21 protein-coding genes are annotated in these 21,235 nt (G+C 41.7%); all 21 read left to right on the top strand.

Translation table 11 applies throughout. The features are described from left to right. On the top strand, positions 1-280 hold a 280-nt coding region (locus tag EV211_RS05535), incomplete at its 5' end, for an IS66 family transposase (RefSeq protein ID WP_166635379.1). A gap of 106 nt (positions 281-386) precedes the next feature. Further along, on the top strand, positions 387-1,724 hold the full coding sequence (locus EV211_RS05530; RefSeq protein ID WP_133528429.1) for an RNA-binding domain-containing protein: 1,338 nt from the start codon (positions 387-389) through the stop codon (positions 1,722-1,724). 55 nt (positions 1,725-1,779) lie between these two features. Beyond that, the gene (locus EV211_RS05525; RefSeq protein ID WP_133528428.1) at positions 1,780-2,787 is read left to right on the top strand and encodes a YdcF family protein; all 1,008 of its coding nucleotides are present in this window, start codon (positions 1,780-1,782) and stop codon (positions 2,785-2,787) included. A 111-nt stretch (positions 2,788-2,898) separates the two neighbouring features. After that, positions 2,899-3,768, top strand: a complete 870-nt coding sequence (locus tag EV211_RS05520; RefSeq protein ID WP_133528427.1) for a class I SAM-dependent methyltransferase — start codon at positions 2,899-2,901, stop codon at positions 3,766-3,768. Positions 3,769-3,815: 47 nt separating this feature from the next. Beyond that, positions 3,816-4,205: a thioesterase family protein gene (locus tag EV211_RS05515; protein WP_133528426.1), complete on the top strand. Its 390-nt coding sequence runs from the start codon at positions 3,816-3,818 to the stop codon at positions 4,203-4,205. Positions 4,206-4,276: 71 nt separating this feature from the next. After that, on the top strand, positions 4,277-4,909 hold the full coding sequence (locus EV211_RS05510) for a cytidylate kinase-like family protein (RefSeq protein WP_133528425.1): 633 nt from the start codon (positions 4,277-4,279) through the stop codon (positions 4,907-4,909). Positions 4,910-4,951: 42 nt separating this feature from the next. After that, positions 4,952-5,743, top strand: coding sequence for a TMEM164 family acyltransferase (locus EV211_RS05505; protein WP_133528424.1), 792 nt, complete (start codon positions 4,952-4,954; stop codon positions 5,741-5,743). An 18-nt stretch (positions 5,744-5,761) separates the two neighbouring features. Continuing rightward, positions 5,762-6,478: a PrsW family intramembrane metalloprotease gene (locus tag EV211_RS05500; RefSeq protein ID WP_133528423.1), complete on the top strand. Its 717-nt coding sequence runs from the start codon at positions 5,762-5,764 to the stop codon at positions 6,476-6,478. A gap of 33 nt (positions 6,479-6,511) precedes the next feature. Continuing rightward, positions 6,512-7,351, top strand: a complete 840-nt coding sequence (locus tag EV211_RS05495; protein ID WP_133528422.1) for a DUF4428 domain-containing protein — start codon at positions 6,512-6,514, stop codon at positions 7,349-7,351. 14 nt (positions 7,352-7,365) lie between these two features. Beyond that, the gene (locus tag EV211_RS05490) at positions 7,366-7,551 is read left to right on the top strand and encodes a hypothetical protein (protein WP_133528421.1); all 186 of its coding nucleotides are present in this window, start codon (positions 7,366-7,368) and stop codon (positions 7,549-7,551) included. Positions 7,552-7,798: 247 nt separating this feature from the next. Next, positions 7,799-8,122 carry a nucleotide pyrophosphohydrolase gene (locus EV211_RS05485; RefSeq protein WP_133528420.1) on the top strand — a complete coding sequence of 108 codons (324 nt, stop codon included), beginning with the start codon at positions 7,799-7,801 and terminating at the stop codon, positions 8,120-8,122. A 213-nt stretch (positions 8,123-8,335) separates the two neighbouring features. Continuing rightward, entirely contained in the window at positions 8,336-9,394 is a 1,059-nt protein-coding gene (locus tag EV211_RS05480) for a Fic family protein (protein WP_133528419.1), read from the top strand. Then, positions 9,395-10,900 (top strand): class I SAM-dependent DNA methyltransferase, encoded by a 1,506-nt coding sequence (locus EV211_RS05475; RefSeq protein WP_133528418.1) that lies wholly within the window; start codon positions 9,395-9,397, stop codon positions 10,898-10,900. It begins immediately after the preceding gene. A 17-nt stretch (positions 10,901-10,917) separates the two neighbouring features. After that, positions 10,918-12,048: a restriction endonuclease subunit S gene (locus tag EV211_RS05470; RefSeq protein ID WP_133528417.1), complete on the top strand. Its 1,131-nt coding sequence runs from the start codon at positions 10,918-10,920 to the stop codon at positions 12,046-12,048. Positions 12,049-12,100: 52 nt separating this feature from the next. Then, complete coding sequence (gene xerA, locus EV211_RS05465) at positions 12,101-13,069, top strand: site-specific tyrosine recombinase/integron integrase (RefSeq protein WP_133528416.1); 969 nt, start codon at positions 12,101-12,103, stop codon at positions 13,067-13,069. Positions 13,070-13,150: 81 nt separating this feature from the next. Continuing rightward, a complete protein-coding gene (locus EV211_RS05460; protein ID WP_133528415.1) occupies positions 13,151-14,242 on the top strand; it encodes a restriction endonuclease subunit S in 1,092 nt (363 codons plus the stop codon). Between the two features lie 84 nt (positions 14,243-14,326). Beyond that, positions 14,327-17,620 carry a DEAD/DEAH box helicase family protein gene (locus EV211_RS05455; RefSeq protein ID WP_133528414.1) on the top strand — a complete coding sequence of 1,098 codons (3,294 nt, stop codon included), beginning with the start codon at positions 14,327-14,329 and terminating at the stop codon, positions 17,618-17,620. Between the two features lie 19 nt (positions 17,621-17,639). After that, positions 17,640-18,116 carry an NADAR family protein gene (locus tag EV211_RS05450; protein WP_133528413.1) on the top strand — a complete coding sequence of 159 codons (477 nt, stop codon included), beginning with the start codon at positions 17,640-17,642 and terminating at the stop codon, positions 18,114-18,116. 64 nt (positions 18,117-18,180) lie between these two features. Continuing rightward, the gene (locus tag EV211_RS05445) at positions 18,181-18,621 is read left to right on the top strand and encodes a recombinase (protein ID WP_133528412.1); all 441 of its coding nucleotides are present in this window, start codon (positions 18,181-18,183) and stop codon (positions 18,619-18,621) included. A gap of 36 nt (positions 18,622-18,657) precedes the next feature. Next, a complete protein-coding gene (locus EV211_RS05440; RefSeq protein WP_133528411.1) occupies positions 18,658-19,689 on the top strand; it encodes a hypothetical protein in 1,032 nt (343 codons plus the stop codon). A gap of 1,012 nt (positions 19,690-20,701) precedes the next feature. Next, on the top strand, positions 20,702-21,229 hold the full coding sequence (locus tag EV211_RS05435; protein WP_133528410.1) for a hypothetical protein: 528 nt from the start codon (positions 20,702-20,704) through the stop codon (positions 21,227-21,229). The last annotated feature ends 6 nt before the right edge of the window (positions 21,230-21,235 follow it).

Here is a 21,235-nt window from a genome sequence, read left to right as displayed (position 1 = left end):
AATACCTTTGGACAACAACGATGCAGAGAGATCTATACGCAGTTTCTGCGTCGGAAAGCACAGCTGGAATGTCATAGGTACTAAGAATGGGGCTAAGTCCAGCGCTATACTGTACAGCATAGCAGAAACAGCCAAAGCAAACGATCTTAAGACCTTCGAGTATTTCCAATATCTTATGGAGCAGATACTCATTCATTTGGATGATGACCCCAGAGATTATATGGAGAGCATCATGCCGTGGTCCAAAGAACTACCTGAAAACTGCTTCAAAACCAAATAGCCTTAGCTAAAATCGCCGCCCTTCCGGGCGGCCTAATTATTATCCAGTACATGTGGCTTACCACTTACCACTATAAGGTATAATATAGTCAAGGAGAGCAAATGGAATGTATATGGGGCCTGAAACGGAAACGATAGAATATAAGAAAACTACAGCTGAAATAAAGGATGGGTGCAAGTCAATCTGCGCTATGCTTAATAAGCACGGAGTGGGTACACTTTATTTTGGTGTTAAACCTGATGGTGCTGTATGTGGGCAAGATGTCAGCGAGTCGTCAGTTCGTGATGTATCGAGGACGATATTTGAGTCGATTAAACCTCAGATATACCCTACAATTGAAAAGATGGATATTGGCGGGAAAAGTGTTATACATGTAGAAATCAATGGAGAGGACCGTCCATATTCATGCTATGGCAGGTACTATTTGCGTACGGCTGATGAAGATCGTGAAATCAGTCCAGCTGAACTAAAGAAAATATTTTTGGAAATGAGCAATGATAGTAGTTGGGAGACACGAGATTCCAATATGACTATGAGTAGTGTAAATCATAAAACTTTAGCCGAATTTAAGGAAAGAGCAATCAGGGCAGAAAGATTGCCTGATGCGGAACTTTCGGATATTGATATTCTGAGAAGGATAGGCTTATGTAATAGCGAGAATCTTAATATGGCTGGCAATCTGTTATTTGGTAATGAGAATGCTTTATCATTGAAGTTGGCCGTTTTTGCTACAGATGAGAAACTGACATTCTTGGACCAGAGAATTGCAGACGGAAATATCTATGAACTGCTGCGTACGGCCGAGCAGTATATACTTAAGAATATCAGATGGAAAAGCGACATTATCGGCATGGAGAGAAAAGAAACGCCAGAGGTACCAATTGAAGTTATCCGAGAGGTATTGGCCAATAGTTTTGCTCATGCGAAATATGGGACGAACACTGACCATGAAATCTGCATACATCCGGGTATGATTGCTGTGTACAACCCTGGAGGTTTTGCTAATGTCAATACTCCTCAGGATTATATAGAGAAAAACCTCCCTTCAGTTATACGTAACAGACTTATCGCTAAGGCGTTGTATCTGAGCAAAGATATAGAGAGCTTTGGTAGCGGATTCAAGCGTATAAACAGTTTTTGTAATGACGCCGGACTCAAGTACACATATGAAAAAATGGATAACGGCTTTAAATTCGTTATTTTCAGGAGAGCATATGATGGCACCAACAACCTGGGGAATGACACTGGAAAGTCACTTAAACCTACAGACAAGGCAGTATATGATTTGCTGAAAAGCAATCCAAGCTATACCAGAGAAGAAGTTTCCTGTTATATTTCAAAAACTGTGAGAACTGTACAGCGAAGTATGGATTCATTGAGAGATAAGGGCTACATAGAACGCCAGGGATCACGGAAAAGCGGATACTGGAAAATCAAGAAATAGTACAACCTATCATAATTGCGTAGTATAATGGAATCAAAAGAAGGAGGGACCTGATATGTTCTTGACAACCTGGGGAGGAACTATATTTTTCGGAGTGTTGTTTGCGATTTTCTTCGCAATCGATAAAAGACGATTTATCAACGCTATTTTATTTCTGATTTTCCTGTGGTGTCTGTTCTGGTCAATAATGGCGCAGGTGACTACAGAATCAGCAAAAGTGGCAATCATCGCAGGGACCGCGACTTTGATTTTCGTCGGTCTGCTGATAATAGGCATGACGGTAGTGTACATTGCCGACGGTGTAATAGCCTTGCGGCGAGAGGGCTTCGGGCTATCCAATGCGTTGTCTATTCTGTTTATAATTGGCATGTGGATGGGATTTTTCTTTGTCATATTCTCGGTGCTTTCCGATAAATTTGCAGGCATATTGCTGCCCTTCGGCGTTTTCATAATTCTGGCTGAGATATACATCATTGTTACTTTCTCGGCGCTGTTTCTCTATGCCATACTTTACAGACACTTTCCCAAATCGAAAGACTGCGACTTCGTCATAATCCATGGCGCGGGGCTTTTGAACGGGTGCGAGGTTTCACCTTTGCTGGCGGGTCGCATCGATAAGGGCATATATATTTATCATCGCAGCGGCGACAAAGCCAAGATAATTGCTTCCGGTGGTCAGGGTGGTGACGAGACGGTAAGCGAGGCTGCGGCCATGCACGATTACCTTATAACAAAGGGGATCCCGGAGGATAAGATCCTTCTGGAGGATCAGTCGAAGACGACATTTGAAAATATGGAAAATTCCAAGGAATTGATCGACTCTCTCACAGAGAATATGGACAGGAAAATAAGGACGATTTTTGTTACAAGCGATTACCACGTATTCAGAGCCGGCATCTACGCGCGTAAGGTCCATCTGAAGGCAGACGGCGTAGGCAGTAAGACAGCTTCCTACTATTTTCCCAATGCCTTCATACGCGAGTATGTGGCTATTATGGTCAAGCATAAGGTGATACCGGTACTGCTTGTAGGGGGACTTGTGTTGATGCTGATATTTCAATAAATTTAAAAAGTTGATCGATTTATCACCTCTACAATACCATAAAATCGTTGAAATTTCAAGTCTTGTAATTGACGACGGAATGGTGTATTAAGTATGTGGAGGTGATTTTTAATGAACAATATGACAGCATTAGTAAGTTGTTTTGCCAGAGCATATCACACAAATCAAGAGGGACCTTATGTCTACTGCGATAAATTAGCGGGAAAGATTCTTGGCGAGGATGACTATAGGCAGATAAGTGAGAATATGACAGCGGGAATAAGTTTCTTTGATCCGGGTTATGGCGGCAAAGATCCATTGCGGCGTGTAGTGAATCATCAGCTGGCGCCATCGGTGCTTGCCCGGGAGGCATTTAATGAGCAACACTTATTTAATGAAATCAAACTTGGACTTACTCAATATGTTATTCTGGGCGCGGGATATGAAACGTCCGGGCTGGTGGTATCGGATCGGGTCAAGGTCTTCGAACTGGATCTCCCGGAGATGATAGCCGATAAGAAGAAGCGGTTGGGTAGAGCTGGTCTTGATCATAACGATATCACATACTTGCCATGCGATATGAGCGATGAATGGATGAAACCTTTGGAGGAAGCAGGATACAAACCGAGTGAGAAGTCTCTTTTCTCCATGCTGGGTTTGAGTTATTACCTAGAGAAGGAAGATTTCATGAATCTTATTATGACAGCAGCGAGGAAAATGTCAGTGGGCAGCGGCCTGATTTTCGATTATCCGGGTGATGATGAGGAAAGCTACGGGACTATCAACCAGAAGCTGGCCCAAGGTGCTGGAGAGGCTATGAAGGCAAACTACTCATATGAAGAAATGGAGTTGCTGGCTCAGGAGGCAGGTCTTTTGATATACGAACATCTGACGGCGGAAGACGCGGCGAAAGCCTTTTTCCATAGTTACAACGCCGAGCATAAGGATGAGCCTATGGGAACACCTGCCGGAGTTAAGTTTTGTTATATGGTTAAGCGTTGACCGGCCAAATCGCCTGTTGTATTATAGTAGGTAAAGGAGATATAAACATGATAAATAAAGGAATCAAAGGGACTCAGGAAGTTAAGGTAACGGAGGCCAATACGGCAATCACTATGGGAAGCGGCACATTGAATGTTTTCGCAACGCCGGCCATGGTGGCACTCATGGAGGAGACTGCGTGGAAGAGCGTGGCTTCTGAGCTTGGCGATGGCGAAGGCTCCGTTGGCATAATGATGGACATACAGCACGTTGCATCGACGCCGGTAGGCATGACAGTCACGTGCAAAACGGAACTTACTGAGGTTGACGGCCGCAAGCTGACTTTCAAAGTCGAGGCTTATGACGAAGCTGGCCTTATCGGCAAAGGAACCCACGAGCGTTTCGTAGTGTATAACGATAAGTTCCAGGCTAAGGCTGACAGCAAGCTGGCTAAATAGGCTAATTACGATTTGACTGTGGAAGAGTCGTTTGTAGATATTGTTGCATAATTAATTAGGAGCAAATTGACATGAGAACATGCATATGTGTAAGCAGGACCTACGGTAGCAAAGGAAGGGAGACATCTGAGAATATGGCGGAACGGCTGGTGCTTCCCTGCCATGACAGGGTCCTCATTTCTGAGGCCATAAGCAAAGGCGGAGTTGATACCAGCGTATTCGACAGGACCAGGACCAAAGAGGCTGACCGTTGGCTCTACGAGCATCTCTATGATGCCGATGCCATAGACGAGTCAGGTATGTCCCCTCAGGAAATGTTTCTGAATTCGACTAAGAAAGTCATAGTTGAACTGGCGAAGGCTTCTGATTGCGTATTCGTGGGCCGGAGCGCAGCACAGATACTGAAGGACAACTATCCGGAATGCCGCGTCATCAGCGTGTTCATAACGGCTACGCCGGAAGACCGGATCGCAGAGATAATGCGAAGATGGGATGAAGGCGAAGTTGCGGCTAGAAGACGCCTGAGGAAAATCGACGGACTTCGCAAGGATTGCTTTGAGTACTACAGATCAGATGAAGAGGCTGAGAAAGACAACACCTGGGGAGACCCGGCGTTGTATGACGCCTGCTTCAACACATCCTTGCTTTCTAAAGACAAGATCGCAGATGCCATAGAAGCCATATACCGCAAGAGCGGGGACTGATGGCAAGCCAGAGCTTAATTAGATGACTGGGGGTATCACCGGATGAAGCAACTGTTTGAGCATATGACAAGACTGGATTATGACGAAGTGTTCAATAACCTGAGCATTGGCCATATTTTTGTGTGCATTGCATTTGTCATAGGCTTCATATGGATGTTCAGACGTTCCGGCGATATACTCAAGATGCCGATTTTCGAGGCCGTGGAGAAAGTCATGGTCTTTGTCATCATCGGCGCTCAGGGCATATATTATTACTGGTATTTTGTTCTCGGCGCAGGCGGAGATCCATATCCTCTGTACATCTGCCGAATAGCCGGCATACTCATATGCCTGACGTATTTCGTCCACATCAAACCCCTGGAGGATTTCTCCATAATGGCGTGCATTTACGGGGGAATTATGGCTGTGTTCTTTTCCAGCCCCAAACCCTTTGCCTTTCCCCACATTACACGCTGGGCCTACTTTACTATGCACATCGGCATGACTTATGTGGCCCTGCTGAGGATCGTCCACTACCACAGACTCATAGGTAAGAAGGAACTCTGGAACGCCCTGATAGTCAACACCGTGGCGGTCATCGGAGTCCTGATCACAGATATTGTCATGGGCTGGAACTACATGTTCCTTATGCACATACAACTGCCGGACATGCCGGTACTTGCGGCATTACATGTGCCGGATATAATCAATTCGACGCCGTGGATAACATGCCCGGTGGCATTTATCGGATACACATTTGGCACCTACGCCGCCTGGCTCTTCGCCAGCTGGATGAGCCGGAAGGCCTTGCGCATGGGATTCCAGGTGGCCCTGGAACAAGCTACAGATGTGTAAACAAGTGAGGACTAATATATGTTTTTTGGAATTTTCAATAGTATAATGATGATTTATTTTACGGCGGCGGTGCTGCCGGCAATTATTCTGCTGGTCATAATTTACAAGCAGGACAAAGTGGAGAAGGAACCTGTCGGCATGATAATCGGCCTCCTGGGATTTGGCGTGCTGGCTGCATTTTGCTCAATGATTGCCGAAAGCGCGGGTCAGTGGCTGTTGCCGAAATTCGTCAGCACCCACAGCCAGTACTACAAAATAATATTCGCTTTTCTTGTGGTGGCTGTCGTTGAAGAGGGCTTCAAGTTTCTATTCCTGAAAAAGCGGACCTGGAACGACCCGAATTTCAACTATCGCTTCGACGGCGTTGTTTATGCAGTTGCAGTGTCTTTGGGCTTCGCGGCCATCGAGAATCTGCAGTATGTCATGGGTTACGGCCTGTCCGTTGCCACCAGCAGGGCCCTGCTGGCCATCCCGGGACACCTGAGCTTCTCTGTGTTCATGGGTACATTCTACGGCAATGCCAAGCTGCAGGCTGCTCGCGGGAATCATGGCCGCGCAAAATTCTGCCTGTTCCTGGCTTATTTCAGCGCAGTATTTTTCCATGGATTTTACGATTCGTGCCTGATGGTAAATACCAATAATTCTATGACGTTGTTCGTGACCTTTGTCATAGCTATGTATATTTTCGTATTTTTCCTGGTTCGTCACGATTCCAAGACCGACAGGCCGCTGTAGCAACGGCGGACAGAACGAAAGGAGATCAACCTTATGGGACTGTTTTCTAAAGAATGCGCAGTATGCGGAGGTACCGCAGACCTTTTGTCAGGAAAGAAGATTTCCGACGGCAAGATCTGTAAGGAATGCGTGGAGAAGTTGTCACCCTGGTTTACGGATTACGATGGAGCCACAACAGAGTCAATTAAGAATCAGATAGCAGCTCGCCGGGAGAATCGCGGCAAGCTTGACAATTTCAATGTGACTAAGGCCTGGGGCGTCAAGAAATACCCGGTTGCTACTCAGTTTATTTACGATGGCGAAAACAGGAATTTCGTCGTAGTCGAAGGACCTGAAGAGACCTTCAGAGAGAAGAACCCTGACATTATCAGTTTTTCACAGGTCAGAGATGTTTATCTGGAAGTCGCCGAGGACTGGAGCGAGACCAAGGACCAGTACGCAGTGAAGAAAACCAGCGCTCAGTTGCTGCAGGAAAACTATGATAAAGTTTACTGGCGCTACGACTTCATTCTGCATATAGAACTGGACCATCCTTATCTTACGGAGATCAGTTATCAGATGAACTTCAAAACTACAGTCATGAAAGTGCCTCAGAGGAAGTTCATGTATAGACGCGGTTTGGAATTTAACGGAGAATTCCGCAGAAAGGAGATAAAGGAGCAGATCGCCAGACTCAAGAGCCTGATAGAGTCAGAGGATGGTGCCATAGATCGCGGCAAGGCAGTCGATGCCATTATCGGAGCCAATGACAATGAGCCAATGGCGGAAGCAGTGGTATCAGGAATCAAGGATGACATCTATCTAAGTAAAATTGCAAATATTATCAAGCACGTAGAAAGAGCAAACAGGATCTCGGATCTGCTTTTAGCGTAAGGAGATGATTCCGAATGGAGAAAACTAAGAAGTGTTATCAGTTTATCTGCAGTAAATTTCCTGAGTGCAAGCTTGCCGCCGGCAGCTGCTGCGCCATCGAAGTTGATGAATACGAGCAGAGCATAAGCGAAGAAGAATGTAGCGAGAAGAACGATTACAAGTTGTTCGTACAGAAACAGAAATTTTACACCGGGCAATAGAGCCTGGCAGATTCAGTTGTTGCAGAAATTCCAGCAGAAACAGCTTAAGCGAAAGGAAAAGCACAGAGACCACTGATGCAAACATGGAGCGGTGATTCTATTGACGAATCGCCGTTTTAATTTAGTCATTTTTGAATAAATGACTAAATTAAAATGTAGAATGACTAAATTGAATTACGCCTGGATATTGAGAAATCAGTATCATTTGGTATAATGTAAGTAATGATTAACTAAGAGGTGCTTGAAAATGACGGAATTCGATGAAATAAAAAGTGAACTGCGAGAGTTCAACGAAGAGCGCGACTGGGATCAGTTCCACAGTCCTGAGAATCTGGCTAAGTCTGTAGCTATCGAAGCAGGCGAACTGCTGGAGTGTCTTCAATGGGATAATTCCTATAACAAAGGCGAAGTCAGCGATGAAATCGCCGATGTGATGATGTACTGCTTCATGCTTGCGGACAAGATCGACATAGACCTGAAAGGCGAGATCCTTCGCAAACTGGAAGAGAACAAGAAGAAATATCCTGTCGAAAAGTGCCGCGGTAAGAGCGACAAGTACGACAAATTATAGGCTGGAGAAGGAAACATATGAGGCGTTCGCAATTGAATTGAATTGGAGCTACTACTCGATGATTCACAATATGTGGGTCATCGTTTTTAATTTAGTCATTTTGTCAAAAATGACTAAATTAAAGATTGACATGACCAAGTAGACTAATTATAATTTAACTTAGAGAGAACTGTAACAATAGCGATTATTACATACCGTTGAAAAGGAAATAGTATGCGTGATTACAATTATGAAAACAGAATAGAGCTATTGATGAAACCGGAGGTGGTTTCTCTTTTGACTACAATTCATGAGTATAAAGGTCAGCAGACACTGTTCATGGAGACTAGGAAAGACACTCTTACACAGCTGATGAATGTTGCTAAGATACAGAGCACAGATGCTTCGAATAGAATTGAGGGTATTTATACCAATGAAAAGCGTCTTAAGCAAATAGTAATGGATAAGACGATGCCGAAGAACAGGAGCGAACGTGAGATAGCGGGATACCGTGACGTGTTGACGACTGTACATGAGAGCTACGAATATTTGCCGTTGAAGCCATCCATAATATTGCAACTCCACCGGGACTTATATAAATTTACTGGTTCATCAATTGGTGGAAGCTTCAAAGCAGGAGATAATATCATTGGTGAGATCAATGAAAAAGGAGAAGAAACAGTGCGGTTTCAGCCGGTTCCAGCCTGGGAAACACCTGAGTCAATAGAGGCTATATGTAATGCATATGATAGAGCAATGTCAGGTGCACAAGTAGATCCACTGATGGCGATCCCAATGTTCATACTGGATTTTCTCTGCATACATCCGTTTACAGATGGTAATGGCAGAATGAGCAGGATACTCACACTGCTTTTGCTGTACAGAAACGATTATACAGTAGGGAAATATATAAGCATAGAGAAGCTTATCAATGATAGCAAAGAAACTTACTATGAGGTTCTTAAGGAAAGCTCTGTTGGATGGCATGAAGGGGAAAATGACTATTTACCTTTCTTGACATATATGCTGGGGATTGTAGTTGCAGCATATAGAGAACTTTCGAATCGCGTTGCAGTATCAAGTAGTAACGAATCTGCCAAGCCGGATAGGGTGGAAAGAATTATAGAAAATAATCTTGGTAACATTACTAAAGCAGAGATTATGAAATTATGTCCTGATATAAGTCAGACAACAGTTCAGCGTACATTGAAGGAACTCATGGAGAGCAATAAGATAGTTAAAATTGGCGGAGGAAGATATACCTCCTATGTATGGAATAGGGAGAACGAATAAATGATAACAGGAGAATTAAAAAACAAAATAGATGGACTTTGGGATGACTTCGCTGCAGGAGGAATAGTAAATCCTTTGGAAGTAATAGAACAGATTACATATCTGATTTTTATACACGACCTTGACGAGACTGATAATATCCACGCCAAGGAAAGTGCTATGTTGGGCCTGTCTTATGAAAGCATATTTGCTGGCGAAGTAGAAATAGGCGATAGAAAAGTTGAAGGCAGTCAGCTTAAATGGTCGATATTTCATGATTATCCTGCCAGTAAAATGTATTCAGTAATGCAGGAGTGGGTATTTCCGTTTATCAAAACTCTTCATGATGATAAGGATAGCGCTTATTCCAAGTATATGGACGATGCGATTTTTAAATTGCCAACACCGTTGTTATTGTCAAAAGTTGTAAGCAAGTTAGATGATATTTTCGATTTAATGACAGAATCTCAGAATACTGATGTCAGAGGAGATGTATATGAATACCTGCTTTCCAAGATTGCCCAGTCAGGACGCAACGGACAATTTAGGACGCCTCGTCATATAATCAGTATGATGGTTAAACTGATGCAGCCGAGACCGGATGATGTGATATGTGATCCTGCCTGCGGAACCTCGGGTTTTCTTATTGCAGCAGGTGAGTATTTGAAATCGGAATACAAGGAAGAAATTTTCTTTGACAAGGTGAAGAAAGATCATTATATGAATCATATGTTTTTCGGATATGATATGGATCGTACCATGTTGCGCATTGGTGCCATGAATATGATGACACACGGAATAACTAATCCGTATATTGAGTATAGAGACAGCCTTTCTGATCAGAATCAGGACAAAGGCAAATATTCGCTGGTCTTGGCAAATCCTCCTTTCAAGGGTAGCTTGGACTATGATTCGGTATCAACGGATATTTTGAAAGTTTGCAAAACAAAGAAAACCGAGTTGCTTTTCCTGGCGTTGTTTCTTAGAATGCTAAAGGTGGGCGGCCGTTGCGCATGCATTGTTCCGGATGGGGTGCTGTTTGGGTCATCCAAAGCGCACAAAGCCATACGCACTGAGCTGATCGAAGGTAATAGGCTGGAAGCGGTTATTTCCATGCCGTCAGGCGTGTTCAAACCCTATGCCGGTGTATCAACGGCTATATTGATATTTACCAAGACGGGAGCCGGTGGAACGGACAATGTCTGGTTCTACGATATGAAGGCGGATGGATACAGCTTGGATGATAAAAGATCCGAAGTTGAGGAAAACGATATCCCTGACATTATAGAACGCTTTCATAATAGAGATAAAGAAGTTGATAGAAAGCGCACTGACCAGAGTTTCCTCGTTCCTAAGCAGGACATAGTTGATAACGAATACGATTTGTCAATCAACAAATACAAGGAAATCGAATATGTTCCGGTAGAGTATCCGCCAACGGAAGAAATACTTGGAAACATCAAAAGCATAGAAGCAGAGATCCAGTCGGAACTGGCTGAACTCGAATCGTTATTGAATGAGAATTGAGATTTGTAGGGGAAGATATGGAAACTTATAGATTAGAGGATTGCTGTGACATATTGGATTCTCAAAGGGTTCCGATTACCGAAGCGGATAGACAAGAAGGAGAATACCCGTATTATGGCGCAAACGGAGTTCAGGACCATGTTGCTGGTTACATTTTCGATGATGAACTAGTTTTACTTGCGGAAGATGGTGGGAATTTTGGCTCAAAAACAAGGCCGATAGCATATCGAGTATCTGGAAAGTGTTGGGTAAATAACCATGCACATGTGCTAAAACCCAAAAAACTGATTGACATTGATTTTTTATGTTATTCTTTAATGTTTTATAATACAGATGGAATAGTAAATGGAGCGACTAGACAAAAGCTAACGCAGGCTTCAATGCGCCAAATGGTTATACCAAAGTATAGTAAGGAACGACAACTTAAAATCATTAAAAAACTCAATACGATCCAAGACATCATTGCTGTTAGGGAAAAGCAAATTATTGAACTTGACGGGCTTATCAAAGCCCGATTTGTCGAGATGTTTGGAAATCCAGTTAATAATGAAAAGGGATTTGTAAAAGCAGCTATGGGTGATTATATGACACTGTTAACTGATTTTAGCTCGAATGGAAGCTATAAAACTTTAGATGGTGGCGTAACAATGTATGATAAATATAATTATGCATGGATGGTAAGAACAACTGATTTGGAATCAGGCGATAGGTCTGCTATTAAATATATTGATGAGAGTGCCTATGAACTATTAGCTAAGTCAAAGATATATGGTGGTGAAATAATTATGAATAAGATTGGCAGTGCAGGAAAGATTTATTTGATGCCACAGATAGATATGCCTGCGTCATTAGGCAGAAATGCATTTATGTTTAGATATGATGAACGTATTAATGTGAAATTCCTTTATTATCTTCTTACATCTGAGTATGGACAAAGAGAAATACAACAATATGTGAGAGGTGCTGTAACCAAGACTATTACCAAAAATGATGCACGAACTGTGCTTATTATTGTGCCACCAATAGAGATGCAGAATGAGTTTGAGGCATTCGTCAATCAAGTCGACAAATCAAAAGCTAAGATTCAGAAATCATTGGATGAAACGCAGTTGCTATTCGATAGTCTGATGCAGAAATATTTTGGATAAAGTAGATTAAATTAAATGGTATACTCGTATCATAAGAAACGAGGTGACCATAATGGAAGAAAAAATAATTGCTGTCATAAATGAAATGGCAGAGGTGCTAAACGTAGCACAACTAAAAAAGTTACAGGAAGTGATGTTGAAGAAGTTTGCTGATAATGAGGCTGAGAAACAGACCATTGCAAATGATGAGTATCTTAGGCTATTCCTTGAGGCAAAGACTGTGGAAGGTTGTTCTCAAAGGACAATAGCATATTACAGAACTACTATGGAACGTCTTTTGTCGAAACTTGATAATTCGGTGAGACGGGTGACTACAGAGAATATGCGAAGTTATTTAGCTGAATATCAAAACTGGAACGATTGCAGCAAGGTTACAGTAGACAATGTAAGAAGGAATATTTCCAGTTTCTTTTCCTGGCTTGAGGAAGAAGATTACATACTGAAAAGCCCAATGCGAAGAATCCATAAGATACGTACCAAGAAGCCTGTAAAGAATGTTATTACAGATGAGTGTATTGAGAAACTTCGAGATGGCTGTACGGAATTGCGAGATGTAGCCATTATAGATTTACTATATTCAACTGGTATGCGAGTTGGCGAACTTGTAAACCTTAACATTGATGATATTAATTTCGAGTCCAGAGAATGCGTTGTATTTGGCAAGGGAGATAAGGAACGAATAGTGTATTTTGACGCGAAGGCAAAGATACATTTACAAAAATATATATCAAGCAGGAGTGATCAGGAACGAGCATTATTTGTTTCACTAGATGCACCTTATAATCGCTTGAAGATAAGTGGAGTAGAAATAAGATTAAGAGAACTGGGAAGGAAGCTGAACTTGGAGAAAATTCATCCACATAAGTTTAGAAGAACAATGGCCACGAGGGCTATAGACAAGGGAATGCCAATAGAACAAGTACAAAGGATACTTGGGCATTCACAGATTGACACCACTATGCAATATGCAATAGTAAATCAAAACAACGTGAAGGTATCGCATCAAAAATTCATAGCATAGGCAACCAAGTCAGTCTAGGCATAATTTGCCCAAACTCAACAAGTATTAAGAAATTACTAGTTGAGATTTGTAGGGAACAAAATGATAAACAGTAGAGATCGAGTTTTTTGCCCATTGAGTGATTACATTATTGAATATACTGATAGAAATGTGGCGAACGAATATAAGCCTGTAGCGGTGGGCAGATATGGCATTAGAACTCGAGAAAGTATTTATTCGAAAGAATTGGCGAAAAACTATGAAAAGAATAAATTGATTTACAAAGACACATTAACTGTGGGCATGGGATCAAAACAAGTTGACATTGGAATTCTTAGCGATGATGTTACTTATTCGGTATCTCCAGCGTACCATACTTATCGCATTACAGGTATTAATTGCGATTATTTAAGGTACTGTCTTCGGTGTCGAAATTCTGACATGTTTGCAAGATATGTTAAAAGAGGTAGCAGACAGGGTAAATCAATTGATTTGAAACGATGGATTCAATATGTAATACCGGTTTATTCGGATATGATGCAGCATGAAATTGTGAAAAGATTGGATAAAGCGGAAAGCTTAATTGCGTTACGTAATTCAGAACTTAAAGAACTGGATGAACTTATCAAAGCCCGATTTGTCGAGATGTTTGGAAATCCAGTGACAAACGAAAAGGGGTGGCCAACTAAAACACTTGAAAAATTATGTAACTCTATTGTTGACTGCCCACATTCTACACCCAATTATACATTTGAGAATACAGGATACATGTGCATACGTACTTCTATAGTAAAAGAAAATTGTATTCGTTGGAATGAAATAGAGTACATATCAGAAGAAGAGTTTCGACGGAGAATTCAACGAAAACGTCCTGAAAAGGGAGATATTGTGTATACTCGAGAAGGTGCCATACTCGGGATAGCGGCTATTATCGATAAGGATTGTAATGTGGCATTGGGTCAACGATCTATGTTGTTATCCCCTAATGAGCATCAATGTTCTTCAGTGTTCTTAAGTGTAGCAATGAATTTTAAATCATTTTTGCGTACTGCTTTAAGGAGTATGAGCGGCTCGGCATCACCTCATATTAACGTTGGAGACATTAAATCATTTGTTATTATTGTGCCACCAATAGAGATGCAGAATGAGTTTGAGGCATTCGTCAATCAAGTCGACAAATCAAAAGTAGCGTAAGAACTAATGTAACAAATATGAGCATAATTTGTTATGAACAATATTAAAGTGTATAATGAAAATTGATTAAGATGGGAGAATCCTATGGGTAATTTTGATTTTCTTAAAAAGGATCCGCAGTTTGCTGGGTTCGCGGATGTTGCGATATCAGCAGAGAAGATACTGCATATTGATGTGGAAGCCTGCGTTATCAATTGCAGACGAGCGATGGAGTTTGCTGTCAAATGGATGTATTCTGTTGACAGTGACCTTGTGATGCCTTATCAGGATACACTGGTAAGCCTTATGAATACTGAAGAGCTTCGGGATATCGTTGATCATGATTTGTGGCGACGGATGGATTTCATCCGAAGGATGGGGAATAATGCAGCTCATACGGGAAAGCAGATAAAGATAGAACAGGCAGCTCTATGCCTGGAGAATCTGTACATATTCCTTGATTTCGTAGCATACTGCTATAGCGTGAATTACGAAGAAAACAGTTTTGACCGTAAACTTCTGGCGGAGGATGAAGCTCCAAAACTAGCGCCTGTTGATAATACTCCGGATATTGACCTGGAGGCCTTGATCGAGGAGAATAAGGCGCTGAAGGCAGAATTGACTGCCAGGCGTGAGACTAAGAAGGATACTTACGTACCTAAGCCTATTGATTTATCCGAATATAAGACGAGGAAGATATACATAGATGCCTTACTGATGGATGCGGGATGGACTGAGGGTAAAGATTGGGTCAACGAGGTCGAACTACAGGGAATGCCAAATAAATCTGAAGTCGGTTATGCGGACTATGTGTTATATGGCGATGATGGTCGTGCCATTGCTGTAATTGAGGCAAAGCGTACTTGTGTTGATGTGGCAAAAGGACGTCAGCAGGCAAAACTATACGCGGATCTGCTTGAGAAACAGTATAGGCGAAGGCCGGTAATATTCCTGACTAACGGATTTGAAACCAGAATAGCGGACAATCAGTATCCTGAACGCAAAGTTGCAGCATTTTATTCTAAACGAGATCTGGAAAAGTTTTTCAATTTGCAGACAATGCGAATGAGTTTGAAGCATATTTCAATCAACAAAAATATTGCGGATAGATATTATCAGGAAGCGGCCATCAAGGCAGTTTGTAATGCTTTTGACGAAAAAAATCGTAGAAAGGCATTACTTGTAATGGCTACAGGTTCAGGAAAGACCAGAACCGTTATAGCACTTGTAGATGTTCTGGTGCAACATGGTTGGATCAAGAATATTTTGTTCCTTGCAGATAGGAATAGCTTGGTAATGCAGGCAAAGAGAAACTTTACTAATCTATTGCCTGATTTGACGCTGACAGACCTTTGCGAGGACAAGGATAATTGTAGTACTAATGCTGTTTTTTCAACATATCAGACTATGATGGGATGCATAGATTCTACAAAGGATGAAGAAGGAAAATTATTCACCTGCGGGCATTTTGATTTAGTGATATGTGATGAAGCACATAGGTCAATATACAACAAATATAAAGACATTTTCAATTACTTTGATGCTCCTTTGGTTGGTCTTACGGCGACACCTAAGGATGAAATTGACAAGAATACATATTCGATTTTCCAACTTGAAAGCGGCGTTCCGACATATGGTTATGAATTGGCCCAGGCCGTAAGGGATGGATATCTGGTTGACTTTCTATCGGTGGAAAGCAAGCTGAAGTTCATTGAGCAGGGCATTGTATACGATGAGTTGTCTGAAGAGGATAAGGGAATCTACGAAGAGACCTTTGAAGAGGAGGACGGTGAAATCCCTGAAAAAATATCTTCCTCCGCATTGAATGAGTGGGTATTTAACGAAGATACCATCAAGCAGGTACTTAATATCTTGATGACGGAAGGAATACGCATAAACTACGGAGAAACACTTGGTAAGACGATTATCTTTGCCAAGAATCACTTGCATGCTGAGAAGATTCTGGAAGTGTTTGGCAAAGAATATCCTACACTTACTGGCTATGCCAAGGTAATAGATAATTATATGACATATTCACAGAGCGCGATAGATGAGTTCTCTGAGCCAGGGAAATTACCACAGATAGCAATATCGGTAGATATGCTCGATACAGGCATCGATGTGCCTGAGGTAGTCAACTTAGTGTTCTTTAAAAAAGTAATGAGCAAAGCTAAATTCTGGCAGATGATTGGCAGAGGCACTAGACTCTGCCCGGGACTTATAGATGGAACAGACAAGAATAAGTTCTATATATTTGACTTCTGCGGGAACTTTGAGTTCTTTAGGATGTATCCCGGTAAGCCTACTGCTAACCAGATGGCGTTGCAGGGGGCGATATTTGGATTGAAATTTGATATTGCTTACAAGTTGCAGGATATTGAGTATCAGACTGAGAGATTGATCAAATATAGAAAAGAATTAGTAGGCGATATGTCTGGTAAGGTGGGCGAACTGAACCGTGATAACTTTGCTGTACGTCAGCATATTAAATATGTGGATCTATATGCCAAAGCGACTAATTATAACAGTCTTACTTACGAAGACACATTGTTAGTCCGCGAGGAAGTTGCGCCATTGGTTCTGCCGGATAAGGACGAGGCAAGTGCCGTTAGGTTTGATGCATTGATGTATGGAATTGAATTGGCATATTTGATTGGCAAGAAGTATACTAAAGCACGCAATGACTTGTTTAAAAAAGTACAGGGAGTTGCGGGAGTGTCCAATATACCTGAAATCATGGCTCAGGCAGAGCTAATCAATAAGATATTGCATACAGATTACCTTGATAACGCAGGTATAAATGAGTTCGAATACATACGCGAAAATTTGAGAAACTTGATGAAATATATTCCACATATTGTCGCATATTATGATACAAATATGAGCGATGAACTACTCAGCACGGAATGGAATGAATCAGAACTGGAAAATGATGATCTTAAGAATTATAAGGCAAAGGCGGAATATTACATTCGACAACATCAGGACAATACCGTCATATCCAAATTGAAATCAAACATTCCTATGACGAAGTATGATTTGCAGGAACTGGAGAAGATCCTTTGGGGAGATGTTGGAACTAAACAAGACTATGAGGCAGAGTATGGTAACAAACCCCTTGGAGAACTAGTTCGCGAAATAGTAGGCCTTGATATGAATGCGGCCAAGACGGCGTTTTCACAGTATTTGGAGAACACTGATTTGGATGATAGGCAGATATACTTCGTTAATCAGATAGTTGAGTATATAGTACATAATGGTGTGATGAAGGATCTGTCGGTGTTGCAAGATGCACCGTTTACAGATAAGGGCAGTGTTGTGGAATTGTTCACAGATTTGAATGTATGGAACGGCATCCGTGGTGTGATCGACAGTATTAATGCTAATGCGGCAGCATAATTAATGAGGAGGACAGAAAATGAATGTTATATGTTTTCACAATCCCGATGAAGATAACGGATATCTTAGTAATTGGTACCTGTCTGATTTTACATTGGATGGAGTAAACTATTCTTCTACGGAACAGTATATGATGTTTAAGAAGGCGGAATGCTTTCATGACGATGTAATTGCTGAACAGATTTTGGTTACTGATGATGTGGCGTTCATTAAAAAATTAGGGCGTCAGGTGTCTGGATATGATGATAGCCACTGGGGTGGCATCAGACAGTTGATCGTATATGAAGGACTTTTGGCTAAATTTACACAAAATAGCGAACTAAAGCAATTGCTGATCAATACTGGTAATGATGTACTGGCAGAATGTGCAGTAAAAGATAAAGTCTGGGGGATTGGACTTTCAATATGTGACCCTGATAGACTTGATAAAGAAAAATGGAAGGGACAAAATTTGCTAGGATATTCATTAATGCTGGTAAGAGATAAATTTGTTTAAGGCTAAAGCCCTTATAGACAGAGCATACAATGAAAATTAGTAAACTGATGGGAGGATCATTATTATGGACTTTGATGAATATCTTAGAGAGTGCAATCTTATAAAAGATAAGAACGAGACCTATCTGAAAGAATTTGAGGATGACCTGAGGGACAAGGGACTTACTGAGAAGACCATTAAGCGGCATCTTTTTAATGTAGATTTTTATATTAACGAATTTTTGTTCCGTGAGAGGCCGGAAGAAATGCCAACTGGGTGTCATAATCTGGGACGTTTTTGGGGAGGGTTTTATATTGAAAAATGTATGTGGTCGACGCCCGGGAATATCAAGACCACGGCGGCCAGCATTAAGAAGTTCTATAAATCTATGCTGGAAAGGAATCACATAAGCCAGGAAGACTATAAGGAGCTTTGCGATGACATCAAAGACGAAATGGAGTTCTGGCAGGAAGACTGTGCGGCCTACAACGACCCATCGTTACCGAACCCGTGGGATTTTTTCTAAGGGAATCTGAACCGAAATTAACAGGGGGGAATCATTATGAATTATCCAAAACCTTTATCTGAAAAGTCTTTGAAGAGGCTTTATAGTGAGTCGGGTCTCAGCGATAAGCAGATAGATTTTCTACATCGTCTATTTGAGAACGCGGCAAATCTCTATGGAATCATCAGCGTAAGAGATATGTGGAATGTCTACAATGAATTGTCGGAGAAGATCCAGGTACCTAAACTTCATAGGAAGGACATTGTGACATTCTCGAGTATTGCCAGAAGAGAGGTGCAACCGTACTATGTAGCTGAGATAGATGATCTATATAGCATGGAAAAGAGGAGCGACCTTGCGAGAGAAATCGTATTACAATCTTTGATATGCCCAGGATACGCAGGACTATCGGAATACTATGAGCTTTCAGAGACACAGTGTGGCAAGCCTTATTTTGTCCCTGAGAATCTGCTCAACTTTGTAGACAGACCTGAATCCACAGAAGAACTCAAGCTGAGAGTGTGTCTGGAAAAGCTCAAGGTTACTATGAAGACCACCACCGATGAGCATGGTAATACTGTAAAGTGCCAGCACTTCGGTAAAAAACTGAAAGACTTTTCATACTATAACTCCCATGAAGATTTTATGATCAAGTATGAAGAAGGTGAAATTGACGGCAAAAAGCCTAATGAAAAAAGGGCGGAATACTTTAAGAATGAATACCGGGGGCCGGAGTCAGATAAACTGTTAAGGAACATTAAACACGAGTCTTCTATGGGATTCAATAATCCTACAAGTGTAATCAAGGATATATTTGATGAACTGAATGAATTGGGTGTATCTATGGACGAGGATCAGGCAAATAGGCTAATAAATCTTATATATACATTTCACAATAGCAGCAATCTCATGTGTAATCGCGGCTGGGCACCAGAAGAACTGATGCGTAAATCAGCAGCGGAAAATCCAAACATGCAGCCGATGATGACCTTGGGCCCAGGAATAAGGAAGGCCATAGAAGATGGGAAAATCGATATTGACGAGCTTCGTGCCATGATGGAAGCCAAAGGCATAAAGGTAGACTGGTAGCCTATATCCCTCTGATAAACCGCGACATCTGATCGCCCGAGTAGCTTGCATCAGTACTGAGTGCAGGAATCAGTCATAATATGAAATACATCAGAATAAACATCAGGATCTGTGTTGCCACCTAAAACCACGCGACACAGGTCTTTGTTATTGTAGACATAGTCCAAGAGTTCGCCGTAGCAAGCCGCCAGATCTTTTGCTTGCTTTTATGTTTCAATGATTCAATACCCTGGCTTCTTGCAATTGCAGCCCATCTTCTGATATTATCCTGAAAACTTGAAGTGAGAATCTCATCTGGAGTCTCAGGCCATTTTCCATTGTGATACATTTCAACACACTTTTTTGAAACGATACGAATACTGCATAAATGCCTCCTTGACTTTTTGTCCAGTAAAGGGGGTATATACCGTTTTGGCCGCGCACCTCCTTGCTGCCATTTGGTCTCATAAGTGCGAGCTCGCACGTATTGCCCTTTATTGAGGAACAAAGGTGCGCTTTTGGATTTTCAAATTTCATTTCCGCACGTATTGCCCGTTCTCAGATCATGGAGGTGCGCATATTGAAATTCCAACGATTTTACACGCACGTATCAGCCATTTGAGAGGAAAAAAAGTGCGTTTAGAACTCAATTATATACCATAAATTACCAATTATGGTCCTCGCCACCAGTGATGCGCACCTTGACCTATCAGATTGAGCCGATAAGTGCGAATTTGGTTTACAATAATGAAAAATCCGCACTATAGTCCAGGATATTCGCCTAATACGTGCGTGGGGGCTCGGATAATCGTGGGGGCACCGGATAATCCCAGAGGCTCTGTGCAACAATGGATCGGAGGATACCATGTCCAACTCATCTAAGCGACAACGCACAAAATTATGGCAGATAATCTATATAAAAAGTATAAAAATAGTGCTAACAACACAAACCATAATAAAAAATTATGTTATGTATAACAAAAAACCTTTTGCACTTATATTATAATTGTGTTATTATGTTTAAGGGCAAAAAATGAAGCATAACGAATTATTTGAGAAATTATTAAACACTTATAAAGAAAGCTATGATATATACACCGGTTACAGAGTTGGTGACCAGGAGTATGATGCATACGCTTTTTTAGATGTCACAAGCAGCAGGTATGTCCTTATGAAGAAGGCCGAACTGTGGCGTGCTGACTGTTACGAACATGTTTTCTTTAAACATGCTTCACAGATAACGGGTAAAGAGATAAGTGCATTTTCTGATCTGACCAAGAAGGAGATCGAGCCTAAATTGGTTCGAAAGGGTGAGCATACTATGCCCAAGGATCACATGTACAGTTTCATCACAGGTATATTTATCTGCGACGGACCAGTAACAGGTGAGACCGTGGACAAACTTAAAAGGACTGGATTCTACAAGAATTACAGTCTTTCTTTGCGTGGGTACTGTCAGCTGAGGCTGGCACTCATAGACATTGACGGCAGGAAAGTCTTCGGCAACAAAGCCGCTCGCGATATGGTCAGAGATATGCGGAAAATGCTACGTTCATCATAAATCAAA

The organism is Aminicella lysinilytica (genome assembly GCF_004362975.1).
Classification (GTDB): Bacteria; Bacillota; Clostridia; order Peptostreptococcales; family Anaerovoracaceae; genus Aminicella; species Aminicella lysinilytica.
Note: the sequence above shows the minus strand (reverse complement) of the source record. Positions and strands in the feature narration are given on the sequence as shown.